The sequence below is a fragment of the Acinetobacter sp. Tr-809 genome (assembly GCF_011753255.1).
Classification (GTDB): domain Bacteria; phylum Pseudomonadota; class Gammaproteobacteria; order Pseudomonadales; family Moraxellaceae; genus Acinetobacter.
In genome coordinates this window covers 360173-378243 of record NZ_VWVZ01000002.1, presented here as the reverse complement: position 1 = coordinate 378243, position 18071 = coordinate 360173, and the positions used below count along the sequence as shown (strand labels likewise).

At 43.0% G+C, this 18071-nt stretch carries 15 protein-coding genes and 1 pseudogene; 1 reads left to right on the top strand and 15 read right to left on the bottom strand.

The genetic code is table 11. The annotated features are described in order from the left end of the window. Positions 1–40 precede the first annotated feature (40 nt). From F3J02_RS05845 to F3J02_RS05790, 12 genes are all read right to left on the bottom strand, one after another. On the bottom strand, positions 41–1648 hold the full coding sequence (locus F3J02_RS05845) for a GMC family oxidoreductase (protein ID WP_167248115.1): 1608 nt from the start codon (positions 1646–1648) through the stop codon (positions 41–43). Between the two features lie 65 nt (positions 1649–1713). Beyond that, a complete protein-coding gene (locus F3J02_RS05840; protein WP_228284330.1) occupies positions 1714–2991 on the bottom strand; it encodes a hypothetical protein in 1278 nt (425 codons plus the stop codon). 83 nt (positions 2992–3074) lie between these two features. Next, a complete protein-coding gene (gene tynA, locus F3J02_RS05835) occupies positions 3075–5390 on the bottom strand; it encodes a primary-amine oxidase (RefSeq protein ID WP_167248387.1) in 2316 nt (771 codons plus the stop codon). A gap of 203 nt (positions 5391–5593) precedes the next feature. Further along, positions 5594–6511 carry a transcriptional regulator FeaR gene (gene feaR, locus F3J02_RS05830; RefSeq protein ID WP_167248386.1) on the bottom strand — a complete coding sequence of 306 codons (918 nt, stop codon included), beginning with the start codon at positions 6509–6511 and terminating at the stop codon, positions 5594–5596. A 201-nt stretch (positions 6512–6712) separates the two neighbouring features. Then, on the bottom strand, positions 6713–7672 hold the full coding sequence (locus F3J02_RS05825) for a p-hydroxyphenylacetate 3-hydroxylase reductase component (RefSeq protein WP_167248385.1): 960 nt from the start codon (positions 7670–7672) through the stop codon (positions 6713–6715). Positions 7673–7738: 66 nt separating this feature from the next. Next, positions 7739–8692 carry a PDR/VanB family oxidoreductase gene (locus F3J02_RS05820; RefSeq protein ID WP_167248114.1) on the bottom strand — a complete coding sequence of 318 codons (954 nt, stop codon included), beginning with the start codon at positions 8690–8692 and terminating at the stop codon, positions 7739–7741. A gap of 34 nt (positions 8693–8726) precedes the next feature. Continuing rightward, entirely contained in the window at positions 8727–9464 is a 738-nt protein-coding gene (locus F3J02_RS05815) for an SDR family NAD(P)-dependent oxidoreductase (protein WP_167248113.1), read from the bottom strand. A 9-nt stretch (positions 9465–9473) separates the two neighbouring features. Beyond that, a complete protein-coding gene (locus F3J02_RS05810) occupies positions 9474–9959 on the bottom strand; it encodes an aromatic-ring-hydroxylating dioxygenase subunit beta (protein ID WP_167248112.1) in 486 nt (161 codons plus the stop codon). A 10-nt stretch (positions 9960–9969) separates the two neighbouring features. After that, positions 9970–11247: an aromatic ring-hydroxylating oxygenase subunit alpha gene (locus tag F3J02_RS05805; RefSeq protein WP_167248111.1), complete on the bottom strand. Its 1278-nt coding sequence runs from the start codon at positions 11245–11247 to the stop codon at positions 9970–9972. Between the two features lie 25 nt (positions 11248–11272). After that, entirely contained in the window at positions 11273–11800 is a 528-nt protein-coding gene (locus F3J02_RS05800) for a nuclear transport factor 2 family protein (protein WP_167248110.1), read from the bottom strand. Positions 11801–11841: 41 nt separating this feature from the next. Next, positions 11842–13008 (bottom strand): acyl-CoA dehydrogenase family protein, encoded by a 1167-nt coding sequence (locus tag F3J02_RS05795; protein ID WP_167248109.1) that lies wholly within the window; start codon positions 13006–13008, stop codon positions 11842–11844. A gap of 18 nt (positions 13009–13026) precedes the next feature. After that, positions 13027–14139, bottom strand: coding sequence for an amidase (locus F3J02_RS05790; RefSeq protein ID WP_167248108.1), 1113 nt, complete (start codon positions 14137–14139; stop codon positions 13027–13029). Positions 14140–14286: 147 nt separating this feature from the next. Here F3J02_RS05790 and F3J02_RS05785 point away from each other — a divergent pair, with 147 nt between their 5' ends. Then, the gene (locus tag F3J02_RS05785; protein ID WP_167248384.1) at positions 14287–14754 is read left to right on the top strand and encodes a MarR family winged helix-turn-helix transcriptional regulator; all 468 of its coding nucleotides are present in this window, start codon (positions 14287–14289) and stop codon (positions 14752–14754) included. A gap of 48 nt (positions 14755–14802) precedes the next feature. Here F3J02_RS05785 and F3J02_RS05780 read toward each other — a convergent pair whose 3' ends face one another. From F3J02_RS05780 to F3J02_RS05770, 3 genes and pseudogenes are all read right to left on the bottom strand, one after another. Further along, positions 14803–15792 carry a 3-hydroxybutyryl-CoA dehydrogenase gene (locus F3J02_RS05780; RefSeq protein WP_167248107.1) on the bottom strand — a complete coding sequence of 330 codons (990 nt, stop codon included), beginning with the start codon at positions 15790–15792 and terminating at the stop codon, positions 14803–14805. A 1-nt stretch (position 15793) separates the two neighbouring features. Further along, positions 15794–16900, bottom strand: a complete 1107-nt coding sequence (locus tag F3J02_RS05775) for an NAD/NADP-dependent octopine/nopaline dehydrogenase family protein (protein WP_167248106.1) — start codon at positions 16898–16900, stop codon at positions 15794–15796. An 84-nt stretch (positions 16901–16984) separates the two neighbouring features. Further along, positions 16985–17994: pseudogene (locus F3J02_RS05770) on the bottom strand (helix-turn-helix domain-containing protein). Positions 17995–18071: the final 77 nt, after the last annotated feature.

The following is an 18071-nucleotide window of genomic DNA, read 5'->3' as shown; positions in this document are numbered from 1 at the left end:
TTTTTTCCTCTTGAATGTCTAAATACTGCAATCACCGCAATTAAGCGACCTGATTTAAAATAAAATCGGCTCCACGCTCACCGATCATGATCGCAATGGCGTTGGTATTTCCGCTTGGAACTTGTGGGCAAATCGAACAGTCAATGACGCGTAATTTTTGGAAGCCATGTACTTTAAGCGTCTGGTCTGTGACTGAATCTTTTGGTGTATTGCCCATTTTGCAACTACCCGCAGGGTGATAAACCGTTTTAATGTTCTGACGCATCCATGTATCAATCGCGGCGACATTCTCAGGATCAATATTTGCAGGCTCAATAATGTCTTGGACAATGGCTTTTAAGGCAGGTTGTTGTAATAAACGCAGTCCTGCCTGCACCGCACGAATATTGGCCTCAATATCCTCCTGATGACCTAAATAGTTTGGATCAATGATCGGCATTGCTTTCGGATCTCGACTGCTTAAACGTAGAGTTCCTCGTGCTTTCGGCTGTATATGTCCGACTTTAATCGTCAGCCCATGTGCTTGAGCTGTGCCTTTTTCACCTGGGGTATTATCAAAGTTATCCAGTACAGGCAGGAAATGAAACTGTACGTCAGGACGGCCATTGTTGTTGGTATCGATAAAGCCACCCCCTTCAAGAATATTTGAGGTCAACACACCTGAACGGGTAAATTGCCATTGTAAAAAGTTCCGCACCGCGTTTAAGCCTTGATCTTCTCCAAGCAAGCTATTATTGCTTGTTACCGTGGCATTGACCGACATATGCAAATGATCGTGAAAATTTTCGCCTACAGGTAGGTCTTGGATACATTCAATTCCGAGTTCATCTAAATGCTGTTTTGGACCAATTCCCGAAAGCAATAAAACTTTAGGGCTGCCAATTGCCCCCGCACTTAGGATGACTTCTTTTCTTGCATTTACAGTCGTCGTCGGTTTACCAGCAATACTAAATGTCACACCCGTTACTTGATTGCCTTGAGTTTCAATTTTATGTACTAGTGCTTCAGTAATAACAGTGAGATCTGGATGAGCCACAACGGATTTTAAATAAGTTTTTGAGGTGCTGGCACGTGCACCATTTCGTGTGGTGGTTTGATAGAATCCGACACCCGCTTGGTTCCAACCATTGATATCATTGACATAGTTCATTCCCATTTGCTGACCTGCTTGAATGCAAGCAAGGGTTAAAGGATGGCGATAACGGTTTTCGCTAACGGGTAAAATGCCATCCTGTCCGTGATATTCGTCAGCAAGGCTTTCATTTTTTTCTGCTTTTTTAAAGAATGGCAGTACATCTTGATAAGACCAATTGCTGCATCCCCATTCCGATGCCCATAAATCATAGTCCTGACGCTGTCCTCGACAATAAATCATGCCATTGACTGAACTGCCACCTCCCAAGACTTTGCCTTGTGCAAGGATCATCTCTCGCTGATTGCAGTGTTTTTGTGGGACAGTCATATACGGCCATGATTTTTGTTGAAAGACCTTAATCACGGTTGCAGGAATGGTATGGAACAAACTACTGTCTTTGCTTCCTGCTTCTAGAACCAATACCCGTCCTGCATTGGCTTGTAATAAACGTGCTGCAACTACACAACCTGCCGAGCCCGCGCCAATAATGATGTAGTCATACTCTTTATCCATCTGATCTCATCCTAAAGTCTTTCTCTGACGGCACTGCTGATCGATCCACACATCCCAAATCTGATCTAATAGATGTATTGCAGAATCAATTGTGCATATAGATTGGTTTTGTCATCATAATTTTGTGTGCCACCACTGTGGATATCATGCTTTGGCTTATACAGTCCGATCAGTGGAATAACGGTGAGATTGTTATTGACTGACCAAACTGAAAACACATCCAGCTCATGCCCATCGACATTTGCCAATGACTTATTTACGGTTTGAAACTTATAGGCCAAAGCACCCAACATAAAATTCTCTTTTAAGTTCATCATGTAAGAGACTTGGTGAATATCGGCATTTTTATTGAAAGGTCCTGCATAATTTCCAGCGACTTCGCCCTGAAACCATGTTCCAAATCCAACCGTATTGCCGTAAAACATTGGGTCGTACTGATCGGAAAAATGGCTGAAACGATATCCTAGGGACGGTGTATATTTTGTAGATAAGAAGTTATAGTTCAGTCCCAGATAGCCCGCATTTTCCGTGCTGTCCTGTTTATCCTGAACCACCCATTCAGACTTTAATTGCAGTTCAGGTAAGGCTTGATAGTTCAAGCGTAAGGCATAATTCTTAAGATCCTGACGTCCTGAGATGTGTTCGGCATCATCAAGGTCCAAGACATTTAAATAAGTAAAACCAATGCCTTTATCTTTGAGTTGATAGATCAGATCAGTCACAAACAGTTCTGATGAAAATTGTGCTTTGTTATTCGACTTTAAATACGCCAGTTTTAGCGTCGTATCTTGTTGCGGTTTATATTGAAGCAGACTGCTAAAATCAAAGCTGCGTCGTGCCGCCAAATAATAAGCCCCACCTCGATCGAGTGCACCGTCCGCAGGTACTTTACCTAGGTTTAACGCATCACCCGCAATGAAAAAACCATCACCAATCATGATATTTTGGCGACCAATACTGAAATTATAAGTCGTCAATTCATCTTTATGGGTACCATCTTTAAAGCCAATCACCCATTCATTCACATCGGTTTTACGTTCTTTTCCATTACTATTTTGACCTGCATCGCCATCACCAAATGTTGCCGAACTAATTCCGCTTAAACTGGCATAGAGCTGATGGTTTTGAAATGTTTGCTGCCCTTTGGCCCCATATTTAAGATGGCCTTCTTGCCAATTGATCCGCTGGTCATCGATGTTTTCACCGTTATAACCTTTAGCACTGCTAAAAGCACCAAAGGTTGCTTCAAAAATCGGTTTAATTTCAAGCTCACCTGCATATGCAGTTGAAAAACATGAGACAAACAGCGTCCCTCTCACGACTTGAGAAACTAAAGTTTTCATACAAAATTCCTTTTTTGTCAGCGATCTACTCAACGCTCAGTTTTGGGTAATCGTGGATTACCCATATAACTTGATCTGCGTTGTTAGTGATGCTCGTGTTGGACATGTTCCTGTTCATCACCCAAATTCAAGGTCGGGGTGTTGTCAAAGAAATTCCACGGTTTGATCAAGGTATAGACCCATTCCGTCGGCATGATCGGCCATTCTTCGGCACGTGCCACATGGGTCGTTCCTGTGGTCATCCACACCACAAGGTCTTTATTTTCAATATTTTCATTGTTCTGAATAAACTGACCTAAACCCGTATCATGAGTTGAACGATTCGAATATTTCCCTTCAGGATAACGTTCATCTGGATTGTATTGTGTCACCCAAATTTGTTTATCCATAAAGTTAAGGCGTTTAAATAGCCATTCATCTGGGGCAAAATTGGCACCCTTCGCTACTGGATGAGTTCCGCCCGCAAACGGAATCAATTGATAAGAAACCGGATTACCTAATTTATTTTCCTTATTGAAATTGGTCAGTAAACGAATAGTAGATGGATCAAACTTTTCAGCCGCATTTTGCTCATTGCTAATCACTTTACTGTCAATTTGCATCGTGCTTGTACGCACACCACCTCGATCATTGGCCTTCACCACAGGGTCCATATGCATAAAGCTGTTGTTTTCCCCATCTACATCCATATCTAAGCGGAAGTTATAGATATGTTGATGGGTGGTTCCGACAATATTGTGGTCAATCAAGGTGCCATATTTGGTGTCTTCTTTGGCGGTGCTGTCATGCATGGTACGGGCTTTAACACCTTTTACCGCCTCAATCCCTGTCGCACCTGCATTAATTCCAATCACACCATTTTGAGCAAAGACCCAGTCAAACATGTAATCGTAGTTACCCACCGTACTAATCCAACGTACAACAAGTTCACGGCGTGCTTCGCTGGCATCCTGATCACCAAAAATCTCTTGGTGTTTATACTCAGGCCCTGCATAACGCTCAAAAATGGCGATTGCATTTGGAATCACTTGTGGTTGGCCTTTATAGTCGGCAATTACTGCATCCAGTAACACCGCATTTTCTGGCGCATCAGTACCCAGTTGAATGCTTGAGGTCAGGGTTCCCATGCCGTACTCACCTGAATCCAGATAAGATTTGAAGTACCATCCCATATCTGGGTCGCCATAAGGAACCACCATGCCGCCCAAATTCCCTTCATACATGACCTTGCGTTTTACCCCTTTATCCTTATAGGTGACCGTAGAAAGCTGGAGACCGACACGTGAATCCAGTGCCACATGGAAACACCAGTTACCCCAATGTACGGTTTGTCCTGTAATGGTAAAATTTTTACCTTCAGGTTCACTGATATTGAGCGGTTTGATTTTCGGTGGCTGAGTATTCTTGGTGGCATAAGGCCGATCTGTCATCGGTACAGGAATCATTGCACCTTCTTCAATTTTAATAATTTTTTCTTTGTCTAAATCCACCACTGCGACAAGATTTTCAATCGGATGCGCCCAATAGTTACCATCTCCTGTATCCAGATAAGATACGACTTTTAAGACATTCAGTTGTTTATCTAAACCATCTTTCCCGCCAAAATATCCGACAGTTAATGGATTGGTGATCACTTTCTTCACATCAGTGATGCCACGTTTACGTAAAGCATCCTGATATTCTTTACTGGATTCGATCACACGCTGAACCGTCTCGAAGTTATCCAGCAACACCATACCGTGCGTATCTTTAAGGACATTCCATTTTGTGACTTGCTGCGTATTCAGGTCTACTTCACCTTCAATTGCCTGATTGCCTTTCAATAAAATGAATGACGCCACACGGTCATCTTTATACTCTTTATGATTAATAAAGAAATCCCAGACTTTGGCCTTTTCTGGCTCTTTCAGCTTCAGCTCAGCAAAACGCATATTTTTATAGGCATACTTTGAGCGACTAATCACATCAAAGGTCTTTTTGATTTCTGCCGTATTTAAACTATTGAGCGGATGAAAGGTATTTTCAATTTTAAAGGTTTGGTCTAAACCCGACTGAAATACTTCATTGAAAAAATCTTTCCCAATAACAGGCTTACCGTCTTTGATTAATACTGGGACGCTCAGCTTTAAGGGTTTTCCATTCACCAAGACCTGATCTGAATTAGGTTTGGCTCTGACCTGCATGGAACCTTTGGTGATGGTATAACTATTAGTGAAGTCATCTTTGACCACTTTGGCACCCTGTTCACTCATGTTTTGATAGAGTGGCACCAATTCGGCAGCCTCACCATGCGCATAAGCGGTGCTATGAACAGCACATAAACTCGCAGCGATGGATAAGTTAAACGCCAGTATTTTTTGTATCTCTTTCAATAATCTTTGTTTATGCATCACGTTGATCCTTTTTCATCTATCCCTGAGCGATCTGTATCAGATCGTTAAAATGCTCTTTGCTCTGTGTGCAGCGACTAAAATCAACTTCATATTTCAAGTCGATTGAAGCGCTTTAATCTTCCCTTATTGATTTAATTTCAACACAGTTGCATGGGTCTAGCTTGTCCAAGAATGACGTGGAACTTGTCTAAAAATGACATCAAAAATGCTTAAGCCAACATTGTCTCTCTAAATTCTTTGGGAGAGATACCATAGGTTTTTTTGAAGATTTTTGAAAAATGAGCACCATCCCAAAAGCCCCATTTCAGCGCGATTTGAGTGATCGAACTCTGCTTATTTCTTTTATCCAACAGATCTGTTTTGACCCTCTCGAGTCGTTTGATCTGTATGTACTTATTAATCGATAAATTTTCTTGCACAAATAATCGATAAAGATGCCGTAACGATACCCCGATATGTGCGGCAATCAACTTGGGAGAGAGATCAGGTTTTGTCAGATTTTCAATAATATAGCGCTCGGCTTTTTCCAGAAGATTATTCTGATTATTATTGATATTTTTATAGTTAATGGTCGGTTTGATGAGAGCAATCAACGCATCTTCAAAGGCATTACCATCTTCAGATGCATACCAAAGCTTGATATTTTCAGGCGACATATTTTTCAAAATATTCTTCAGCAGAAAACCGCTCATATTTTGAGTGATCAACTTACCAAAATATTCAGAACTAATATTCTCTTTCAGCAATTTTTCTCGTGATAGATGCACTGAAATTTGGCTGACTAAACCTTGTGGAAACATCGAGATGGTTTCGACAGGATCAACCAAGACAATATCACCCTCATTTAAGGTCAAAGTTTCATTTTTATATTGCAGCAACATTTTTCCCGAATACTGCAAAATCAAAAAACAGAAGCGATTATTGACCCGATCAATTTCATCCGCCTTTCGGACAATTTTATTGGCGTTATTTTTAATAAAGGCAATCTCGGTATCACCCAGTAAAAAACATTGCACTTCGCCAATAAATAAATTCCGTGTCCCATCAAAGTCTGTTTCAAAATTGCCGCACACATTCTTGATATGATGCGTCCACGTTAACAGTGCATCACTCACATATTGGTTCATTCCTTCGCTCCCCTGTGCTGCAACAATTGCTAAAGTTTGTTCTTTAGCACTGCTGCTCTGTTTTGGCTTGTATGCAATCATGTTTGATAAACAAACAAGTTGCGTGCCAAAAATTCCTCATCCTTGGAATTGTTTTTTGATTATAACCAACGAGCAATAAAGCAGCTGATAAATCAATTCAATTTATCAGCTTCACCCAGCTTATGCTACACCAGCAAAGTCTCTCAGCATGGTGATAAAGGTCTCCTTTTGCTCATCCGAATATTTTTCAAACACCTCATTTTGATGGCTATCGGCAATATCAAATAGATAATGCGCAGTTTTCTTGCCTTTTTCGGTGAGTTTAAAAAAGCCATCACTCTCAATCAGCAAACCATCTTTTTTCAAAATGGTCGCTGCCTGCTCCACTTCGCGCATCGGCATGGCAATATCACGCGGCAAATCTGCTTTATTCGAGGCAGTACCACTCCCCAGTACCAACAATAAACGCGCTTCACTGGTACGGAATCCTGTCACTAGCTGCTTTGGAATATAATCAGTTTGATAGAACTTGAATGCACGGCTCATCAAATAACAGACATTGCTATATAAATGCCCTTGATGCATTTCACCAATATCTTCAGCTTCAACGGTGTCTTTTAACTGCAATAACGGATGTGGAATCACACCCGAATAAGCCCCTTGGTGATAGACCAGCGGACTACGTCCTTCATCCCGAAAACGTACCACTTTACCAATAATAATCCAGTGATCCCCACCTTCAATAATCTCATGGCGTTCACATTCAAATACCGCAGAACAGTGGTCTAAAATGGGTGCTTGACCCGAACCTGTCTGATAACTAGTGCTTTCATATTTATCGATATTTCGACGTGAAAACTTATTCGATAATTCGATCTGCGAGCCCGATAAAATATTCACTGCAAAATGTGAAGCCTGTTCAAATACAGGGAAACTAGATGAGTTTTTATCAATACTCCATAAAATCAGCGGTGGATCTAGCGACACTGAATTAAAACTATTGGCAGTCACCCCCACCTTTTCACCTTGAGCATTCTGCGCAGTCACAATGGTGACACCTGTGGCAAAATTTCCCAAAGCACGTCTGAACTGCATTGGATCTATTGTGATTTCATCCATTGATTTTAGTGAATTCATTATTCTCTCCTGAATCTTTTATCCTGTTTCTGGCCGATATTTGATACCGATTTATCCTGATTAAATCGCTTAAATATCCAGTACCAATCGTGCTGACTTAGAACGTGAACAGCACACCAATATCTGCTCATTACTGGCCTTCTCTTCATCGGTAAAATACACGTCGCGATGGTCTGGCTCACCTTCAATCACATCGCACATACAGGTACCGCAAACGCCTTGTTCACATGACATTTCAATCTCAATGCCTTCTCGCGCCAAGGCCTGCAAAATGGTTTCTTCTGCATTGACCATAATGATCTTGCCGCTTTGCTGCGCCACAACTTCAAATGCATCGCCACCTGTTTCAACTTCAACCTGAAAGTATTCCTTATGAATCTGCTGCTCTGGAAAGTTTTGTGTACGGGCTAAATTGATCACCCAATCCATAAATCCATTTGGACCACAGGTGTAGATATGGCTGTCTTGATCAATGTCTTGAATGGCGGATTGGAAAAACTCGCGATGGCTTGCTCCTTCCGATTTAAAATGAAAGGTCGTGAAAGGCGCCAAGATGCCATGTTTAATTTCATCGACAAAAGCACAGCGTTCTGGGCTTGCACCGCAGTAATGCAGTTCAAAAGAAGTGCCTTCCTGTGCCAATTGATAGGCCATCGTAATCAGTGGGGTAATCCCGATCCCACCACCCACCAGTACCGCATGTTTGGATTTCACTAAAGGAAACAGATTTTTCGGTTCGCTAACCTGAATCTGCATGCCATTCTTTAAATCATCAAAGGCCGAGACTGAGCCACCACGTGATTCTGGGTCGCGTAAAATCCCAAGTCGGAACAGACCGACATCATTCGGATTTTGGCATAATGAATACTGACGCACCATGCCATTCGGGAGGTGCACATCAATATGCGCACCTGCTTCAATTTTGGGTAATACGGTCGAATTTGCAGATTCAAATTCCATGACTGCAACATTCCCACCTTCGACATGACGGTTTTTTACCACCACGTTATAAAGTATCGTCATGATTTCTCTCCCTGATATGCATCTTGCCGAAGGCTTAACGCATAAATAATCCACCGTTAATATCCCATGTTGCCCCAGTTACAAAGGCAGCACTTGAACTGGCCAATAGCGCACAGGTTTCAGCAATAAATTCCATGCTGCCTAATGCTTTGACGGGGATATTTTGAATAAATTGCGCCATTTTTTCGTCAGACACCACGCTATGTACAATCGGTGATTCCATTGGCCCAGGCGCAATCGCATTCACTGTCACGCCTTTGGCTGCAAACTCTTTGGCAAAGATTTTAGTCAAGGTAATAATTGCGCCTTTGGTAGAAGCATAATGTGCGCCAGTGGCAGTACCGCCATTTTGTCCAGCCAGAGACGCCATATTGACAATACGGCCATAGCCTTGATCAGCCATATATTTGCCAATGATCTGGCAAGACTGGAACGTACCACGCTGATTCACTTGCGTGATCATGTCAAAATCCGCGGCACTAATTTCAAGAACAGGGGTTGCTTTGGTCATGGTGGCATTGTTAATTAACACATCCAGTTTTGAGAATGTCTGCTGAATCCACTGTACTGCGGCATGAAAATCTGCCTCAACCGAGATATCCAGTTTTAGTGGAAATAGATTCTCTGCATATGCACTGCGTGCTTTGGCTTGCTCTGCTTTCTCTAAAGTACTGGCAGACAGGATCACTTGATGCCCTTGCGCTGCAAAATATTCGGCAATGACATTCCCTAAACCCGAAGCGGCACCTGTGACTAAAACAACCTGTTTCATTTTTTGCTCCTAGAGAATGTAGCTGATACCCGCCAAGGTATCGGTTGAGTTAACTAAATTGATAATTTTACGATTGATCTTAAAACCTTGTTCCGTATCACGAACCAGATGGAAAGTCACATCAGCGGTATAATGTTTGAGGTTTTCTTTACGGAATTCACGCAAGTTCTGCGCACAACGCAAAATGATTTCACCATCTTGATCTTTGACGATGCGGATTCGCGAAACACTACGCACGGTATTGGCTTTTGGTGCAGTTGAAATCGCTTCACCATTTTCCAAACGCTGTACCCGTAACTTACGCATATGATGGTCGTCATAGGCATAGTTCAAATTATTTTCATAATCGGTCAGTTTTGGATCGATCGGGATGATATACACACCTTTTTCATTCCAAAGGTCCAGCCAAGTATCATGCTCAGAATGGTCCAGCATATCGGCTTCTGCCCAAATAAAAGCGGTCACTTCATTCAGTAAATTTAAATCGATTTTCATGGCGCTCTCCTTAAGCCGTCATCATCTTTTTCCACTGCTGATAGGCAGCGCGCATCCCTGTTTCTGCACTGACATCGCTCTTTAAGCCATCTTCAGTTTTGACTTCACCTGGCAGGCCGCGATTCAGCATGATCCACAGGTCATTGCCTGCATTGGCACCATGTTGTACACGTTCCCACGCTTCCGAATCATCTGGCGTACCGAAGCCAAATGGGCCTTGGAAATGTTCATGCAGACGTAAACGATATTGGTTGGCAATTTGCGGACCGCCATCCATGGTAATCACGGAATGGTGAATTTCAGTTTCATTGACTGAAATCGGTTGCATCACTCGGAAGAACGCCATTGAACAGGCAATGTTCGGGAACAGATTCAGGTTGAAACCAGAACCACCCACCGCGCGGACCATACGACGCACTTCCAGTTCTTCATGCCCTTCATCACGTAAAGCTTGAGCCAAGTCTTCAAAACGTTCCTGAATCGGACGCTCCATTAACTCTTCATCCAGATCAACCAATTCAGGAATCATCACCATCACACTGTGCCCATTACCTAAGTCTTCGACATAACCCGGCTGATTTTCAAAGTTAAACAGTTCTTCGGTTTTTTCATCGACTGAACTTAAAAATGACTTGTGCACCAATGGGAAGTGGTAAGCATCGGTCGTATTTTCTAACTGAATTTTCCAGTTACCTGGAAAACGGAAACGGTGCTCGCCCAAGACTTTAATTGGATAACCTGCACCTTGTTTCATAAACAAGTCGATCCATTTTTTCGCAGCACCCAAGAAATCTTCTAAAGGTTCAATGTCCTGTTTAAAAGTGGCGAAAATCATGCCGTTATATTCTTCAACACGCAGGCTAATCAGTGGAAACTCAGACTTCTCCAAACATTCGCCGTAGCTTTCAGGTGAAGGCACACCACGTAATGAACCATCTAATGCATAGCTCCAACCATGGTATGGACAAACAAAACTATTGGTTTTACCTTTTTTATGTTCACACACTGTTGCAGCGCGATGACGGCAACGATTCAGCAGAACATGGACTTTTTTCTTACGATCCCGAACCACAACCACAGGTTGCTTACCAATATTGATGGTCTTATAGCTACCACCATCTGGAATCTCGCTGGCATGTGCTACCCACACCCAAGTGCTGTAATAAATCTTTTCCATCTCATCTTCAAAGATTTTTTCGTCCTTATACAATGAGGTATGGGCGCGATCACTTTGCACCAATTCGTTGTAATCCATCTCAATGTTGTGCATTGGAATAATACTGTTCATATCAACTATCCTTTTCGATCATCAGTTATTGCTGAGACGGTACTGGCAATGTGGCTGCACTGTCCCAGTGAGATACGGGGCGACTGAAAATATTTTCAGTCTGAAAATGTTTGATCTTCCAACGTCCATCATGTTGCTGTTTAAACTGCACCGTGAGTTTGGCGGCATTTAAATGGCTACGCCCATCACGAAAAGTTGAAGTCTGCAACATCAACCAACTGGCATTGGCTTGATCCGCTTCGATATAAATTTGCTCTGAGCTAACAAAATGCGCATTCATAACAAAATGCGACTGCTTTTGGGTATAGCTTTTGAACATGTCATAAATGGCTTGCCAAGACGCATAGCGACCAAAAGACTGAGCATATTTCTCGCCAATCCCTTCCCAAATGCTGTCCTGATCAAATAAATCCATCAATTCATTCAGATCGGTATTGGCATTCAAGGCATCACAAATTTCCATATAGCGGTTAATGCAGTTACGGATCGCATTTTGAGCTTCAAGCTGTTGTAGGCGTTGTAACAAAACCGTTAAATCCATTGGCGCATTCATGTCATTCATCCTTGTTGCCACACGGGTTGATAAAATTAAGCTTATAAATAGCCGGGTGCTGGCTTCATACCAAAGCTGACCAAGCCTGCATTTTGTAAAGTGGCATCGCCCATAAAGGCATGCTGCGTCACCACATTGGTGTCGTTGACAAAGCGGCTAAATGGATTGTGGGTATAAATCGCGGTCATGCCTGCCAACATCTGGATCTTGCGGGTGACACGGGCGCAAACCCGCGCCACATGGGTACAAGACAAACGCATATCACTGATCTGTTCTGCAGTTGGGGTACGTCCTGCAACCACTTCATTCCAGACGATCTGCATGGTGTCGTAGAACCACACGCGTGCAGCTTTAAACTCAGCTTCGGCTTGGGCAAATTCATATTGAGTTACAGGTCGGCTGGCAATTTCAGCCCCACCAGTAATTGAGGATTTCCCTGGCGCCAGTTTTTGAAATTCTTCGATCGCTGCGGCAGCAACCCCAATTCCCACTACGGTTAAGACTTGAGTGGCTAAAGACAATGATGGATATTTAAAAAATGGTTCAGGCAGTTTTGAAGGTTCACCACGGACAAAAGTCCATTCCTTCGCGACTAGCACATCTTTCACCACCAAATCATGGCTGCCTGTGCCTTTCAGACCGACCGTGTCCCAGGTCATATCGATTTGAGCCTTATTGGCTGGCATCACCGCCATGCGCGGTAAACCTTGGGCTTCATTGTCCTTTTGTGGTGAAATCCCGACACCGACAATATCAGCCCCCATACAACCACTGGAAAATTTCCAACGTCCGCTGACCACGACGCCATCATCTGTAATTTCCGCAGGTTGTGGAGGGAAAATGCCACCAGCGAACACAATGTCTGGACTGTCTTTATACAACTGCTCAAGCGTTGCTTCTGGCAAACTCCCCAAATAGGCAGGACTCATGCCGAAACTTGCCACCCAACCGACTGAGCCATCTGCTTTGGAGAGTTGCTCAATCAATTCGCAAAATTGTTTCGGTGACCATTCATTGCCGCCAAAACGTTTTGGGACTAATGCTCGATAAACGCCGATCTGTTTGAGCTTGTCTATGATGTCCTGACTGACATAGGCTTGATCATCGAACTCTCCCGTACAGGCACGTTCACGAATTTCTTGACACAAGCGCTCTAATTCCGTTGTAGTTGTGTCCATGACAAATTCCTTTATCGATAAGTTATTCATTCCCTCATTCCTTTTCGGTTATTGCGCTGCACTCACGATATATTTCGCAACAGCACATAAATATTCATCGGCATTGTGTTTCGCCACGATTTGTAAGCCCACAGGTAATCCTTCACTGGTTTGCAGTGGGATTGAAATCGCAGGGTGTCCAGAAAGATTAAAAGGTCGAACCAATCCAGTGAGATTTAAAAAAGCAACAGTATTTTCAGCCTCAGCAACTTTAGGTGGGATCTGTGGCAAGGTTGCTAAGATCAAGGCATCGTACTGTTCTAATAAGGCATTAATCTCAGCAGTAAAATCGGCTTTTACCTGTTCAGCCTGTTTGACTTGGGTCAAGGTGCTGTCTGCGGCCTTGAGCAAACGTGCATTGACATCGGCACCCAATAAACCCGTTTCAGTCAATTCGCCATAAGCTTGCCAGTTTTCATAATTGATGATTTGCATACCTGCATTAAAAGCAGCTTCAAAGCCTTCCAGATTTACAGTGGATACTGTCAGTTTGGCTTGGGTCAGATAATGCTGGATCGTCTCAATCACGGCTGAATCAGCAGCGACATTAAGCCACGCCAGTTTCGGTGCCTGTGCTAATTCAGTATGTTGATGAAAACTTGGATCAATAATTTGCATGGCGGTTTCAATCATTTCGACTGAATTTGCAAAGGGGCCAACGCAATCTAATGAACTTGTTGCTGGATGCACCCCTGCACGGCTGACACGGCCAAAGCTTGGTTTTAAACCGTAAACACCACAACACGCTGCTGGCATACGAATCGAACCACCCGTATCCGTACCTAATGTGAAATCTGCCAGACCAGCTGCAACCGCTGCCGCAGAACCACTCGAAGAACCACCTGGAATCAGTTCAGGATATTTTGGATTTATGGCCGTACCAAAAACGTGGTTAATCCCTGTGATCCCAAAAGCCAGTTCATGCAGATTGGTCTTTGCCGTAATTTGGCAATCAGCAGCGAGAATACGATTCACCACTTCCGCGTTTGTACTTGCAGGTTGGCTTTGCATTAAAGCTTTGCTACCCACCATAGTCTGCATACCTTGAATATCAATGGAATCTTTCACCATGACTTTCAAAGTACCTGCTCCTTTTTGTACCTCTTGTACAATAATATTCATTCACTTTTCCATGTATTTTTATACTTAATACAAATATCGGAAAAAGTAATGTAATTGTCAAGTATTTTTCATGATTAAGAAGCAAGAAAATGTTTTCAATTTTTGTATAATGAGAATGTCCATTTTTATAAAAGTTATTACTTGGCTATGCTTACTCATTTAGAACAATTTCTACCCAACAATGAACCGAGCAGCTTACAGAGCTATCCTTTTTTCTGGATCTCGCAGGTGAATGGTAAATACACACAGCTCATTGAAAAATCTATTAAAAAATTAGGTATCGACAATACACGTCGTAAAATTATTTTAAGTACCAATGCGCTTGAACAAGCCAGTATTACCGAAATTGCCAACCTCTCTACCCTCAAGCTAACCACAGCAACCAAAGCCGTTTATCGCTTGGTAGAGGATGATATTGTGCAAGTCTTCTCTTCGGAGTCAGATGAACGTATCTCCATGGTTAAACTCACAGACAAAGGCAAAGAGCTGGTTGAGCAAATTAATCAAATTAGTCAGGTCACTTTATCTGGCATCTTAAATGCCTTTGATGATGAAGAGCTGCATCAGCTCAATGCACAATTGAAAAAGGTCTTTGACCTCATGCCATCAAGCTAAAGCAATAACAAAAGCCCATCATTGTCAGGAGATGGGCTAAAATTCGGATTACGGATTTAAAATATTAAATGGCGGTTTAAGCTGATTTGCGGTAATCCGATCTGAAAAAGTCTGTAAAACTTGCTGTTTATAAGCTGGAATATCGATCTGCTGATAATCATAAAAACCCTGCTGCTCACGTAGACCATTACGTTGCTGTCGCATATTCTCAGCAATAATTTCAGGTGTTCGATAGCGTTCACCTAGCTCTTTTTGTAAATATTGGGAAGCATAATACAGAATATCACCACCGCCCCAATCAATAAATTCCAGCAAGCCCAATACGGAAAAGCGCAAACCAAAACCCGTCCGAATCGCGATATCAATATCTTCTGCGGAAGCCACACCTTCTTCTACCATCCGTGCTGCTTCATTCATTGCCAAGGCCTGAATCCGTGGCACGATATAGCCCGCTTTGGCATGACACACTACAGGAACTTTGCCAATTGCATGCAGAAAGTTTTTCAGAGTATTTAAAGTTTCATTTGAAGTCTGCTCAGAACGGCTTAACTCCACCAATGGGATCAGATAGGCAGGGTTTAACCAATGCGCATTGACTACCCGTTCTGGATGAGAAATCATCTGCGCAATATCAGTGACCAAAAAGGTCGATGTTGTCGATGCAACAATACACATCGGTGTAATATATTGATTCAGCCAAGTAAAAATATCTTCTTTGACTTGCCTGACCTCGGGTACACCTTCCATAACCAGATCACAGTGTGCTAAGACTGATATTGAAGCCGCACGACTTAAAATCTTAATCTGATCCAGAATAAATACGGTATGTTCAGATTGAATAAACTGGATACTTTCCAGCAACTGCAATTCTTGTTTTAAGTCAGTTTGGATTTGAGCCTGATATTGCTCAAACTCAGCCTCGGTGCGTTGTCTGGCATCAATTAAGGCCACTTTGAGTCCCGCATAGGCAAAAGCAATTGCGATGGCCTTACCCATACGACCAGCCCCCAGTACCGCAACCTGTTGAATCGTTGTCATATTAGACTCCTTGCTGCAAGGTCACTTGCAACTCAGCCTTGCTTTTATCGGCAAGTCCTAGATTCTCAAAAGTCCGCCCATCTTGGTATAGGTCTTTGCCTGTCACCGCAGAAGCAATATTCAGCAATCCTTCCGCTATAGGTGTCGCGACACCTGCCCAACGCCCTACCGACACCAGAAAGGACAGCCCCAGACGCGTATCTTCCAACATGTAACGATGAGACTGAAGATCGATGTCCTCACGCCAGTCACCACTATCGGTTAATTTGCCATGCGCACCGCGGCCATACATCCATTCATCCCCCTCACCGTCTTTATTGTAGTGGTCTGCCAGCGGGAAATGCGGCGCAGCATAGCCAAGTGCTTCCCTAAGCTGCATACGTTCAGCATCTAGCTGATTGGTGACACGGCGAATCGACGGTTGTGTACCTTCGTTATGGATATCCCATGCTTGGAAATGTTCTAGTGGTCCCGCATTCATCAAGATCAACGGCGGATGAATAATTGGTCCTGCATTCATCAAGGCACCACTGAGGCTGTCTTCGATCGGCTCAACACTTGGATACGCCTGTTTTAAAATTTGGAATGCATGCTCGGACAAGCTGCTTGGGAATACACCAGTTGGTAGACGGGTCGCATAGCCACTCACAACAATCTGATTCACTCCATGCTTACGCACCAAATACGGTAAGGTTCCTGTTTCGGCAAAAGCCACTTGGGCTGTGTTACCCACCTCGCGCATGGCTTTGGCAAAGACAAAGCTACCGAAGGTCGCAGGCGGTAAATACACCACTTGCCCCGCTTGAAAGAAAGGCGCTGCCTGCTGAGCCAAATCCTGATGTGTCGTTGCAGGTAAAGGAATAATAATCAACTGGGCATGCTGAATGGCTTGTTCTAAATGATCGGATAGGTTGATCTGCGAATCCAAAAAACCAACAGTGACACTGCGATCACCTCGATAATCTTTGATTTTAAGCTCACCCGTTGCGGCAAGCTGCTGTAAGGCTTCTCGATCACGGCGCCATAACACCACCTCGTGGCCTTTTTCTGCCATTTCCGCTGCTGCTGCATAACATCCGTGCCCGCCACCGAGTACTGTAATTTTCATGTGCTTTCCTGCTGATTGATTTTCAATTCAGCATAAAAGAGAGCACGACCTGTGGCTTATCCAAATACGCAACCGTTATTCCATTTACGCACGCATTTGACTCACTGACACAGCATCTTTTTTAAAGTATGCGAAGGCAAGCAGCCATAACGTTTTTTATATAAGCTGGAAAAATGCCCAAAACTCTGGATGCCATGATCCAGTAGAATATCGGTGACGGTTTCATCTGTCTGTGCATGCTGCAAAGCTAAATGTACCCGCTCCAAGCGTTGCTCACGCATATATTCCACAGGGCTTTGCTGTAAATACTGACTAAAACCTTTTTGCAAGGTGCGTATCGACACATCGCAATACTGGCTTAAATCAGCTAATGAAATTGTTTGTTGTACATGTTCCTGAATATATTGTTGTGCTCTTTTAATATAGCTTGGCAGCAATTGTTGCCGCTGGGTATTCAAACGTTCGGTATAATTATTCGGGATTTTCAGCAAAATTAGCTCAATCAAATACTGGCAAAAACTGGCTGAAATAAAGCTCCAGTTGCGAATATTATAATAGGCATGACACAGATAATTCAGTGTTTCAATGATCGCATCGATCCCTTCTAAACTACAGGATAATGAGGAATGAAAGCGCAATGGTTCCTGACTACGACAGCCTAACATGTTGAATAATTGAGTTTCGATATCCTGTTGCGCCAATTTTAAAATGATATTGCGGCAATGCTGATTGGTAATGATCTGTTGTCGCGTATGCGGATGGGTGACCGACATGACTCCTTCTGACTGTAGAATCTGCTGACCGTCCAACCCCACTGTGCATTGCCCTTCTAGCGTGATTCTAAATAAATAAAAGTCAGCACTATCTTCAATACTAATCATGGCTGGTGCACTATATTTCAGATCGTACAGCGCGCCATTACCAAAGCTAAAGCCATTCAAACGCGTATTTAGAGGTTCTCGTACTTCGACATCAAAACGATGCGGACATAGGTAATGACTGATTTGGTCTTTAATGGTTTGATAATCATTAGATTTAAATAATAAAAATTCATCCAGATAACGCAGATGCTCCAGCTTAAAAGATGATTGCATCACTTCACTCCCTTGCTAAAGATTTCACTGGCAAAGCATAAAGCCCATTACAAAGAATGGGCTTGCGACATCCTCAG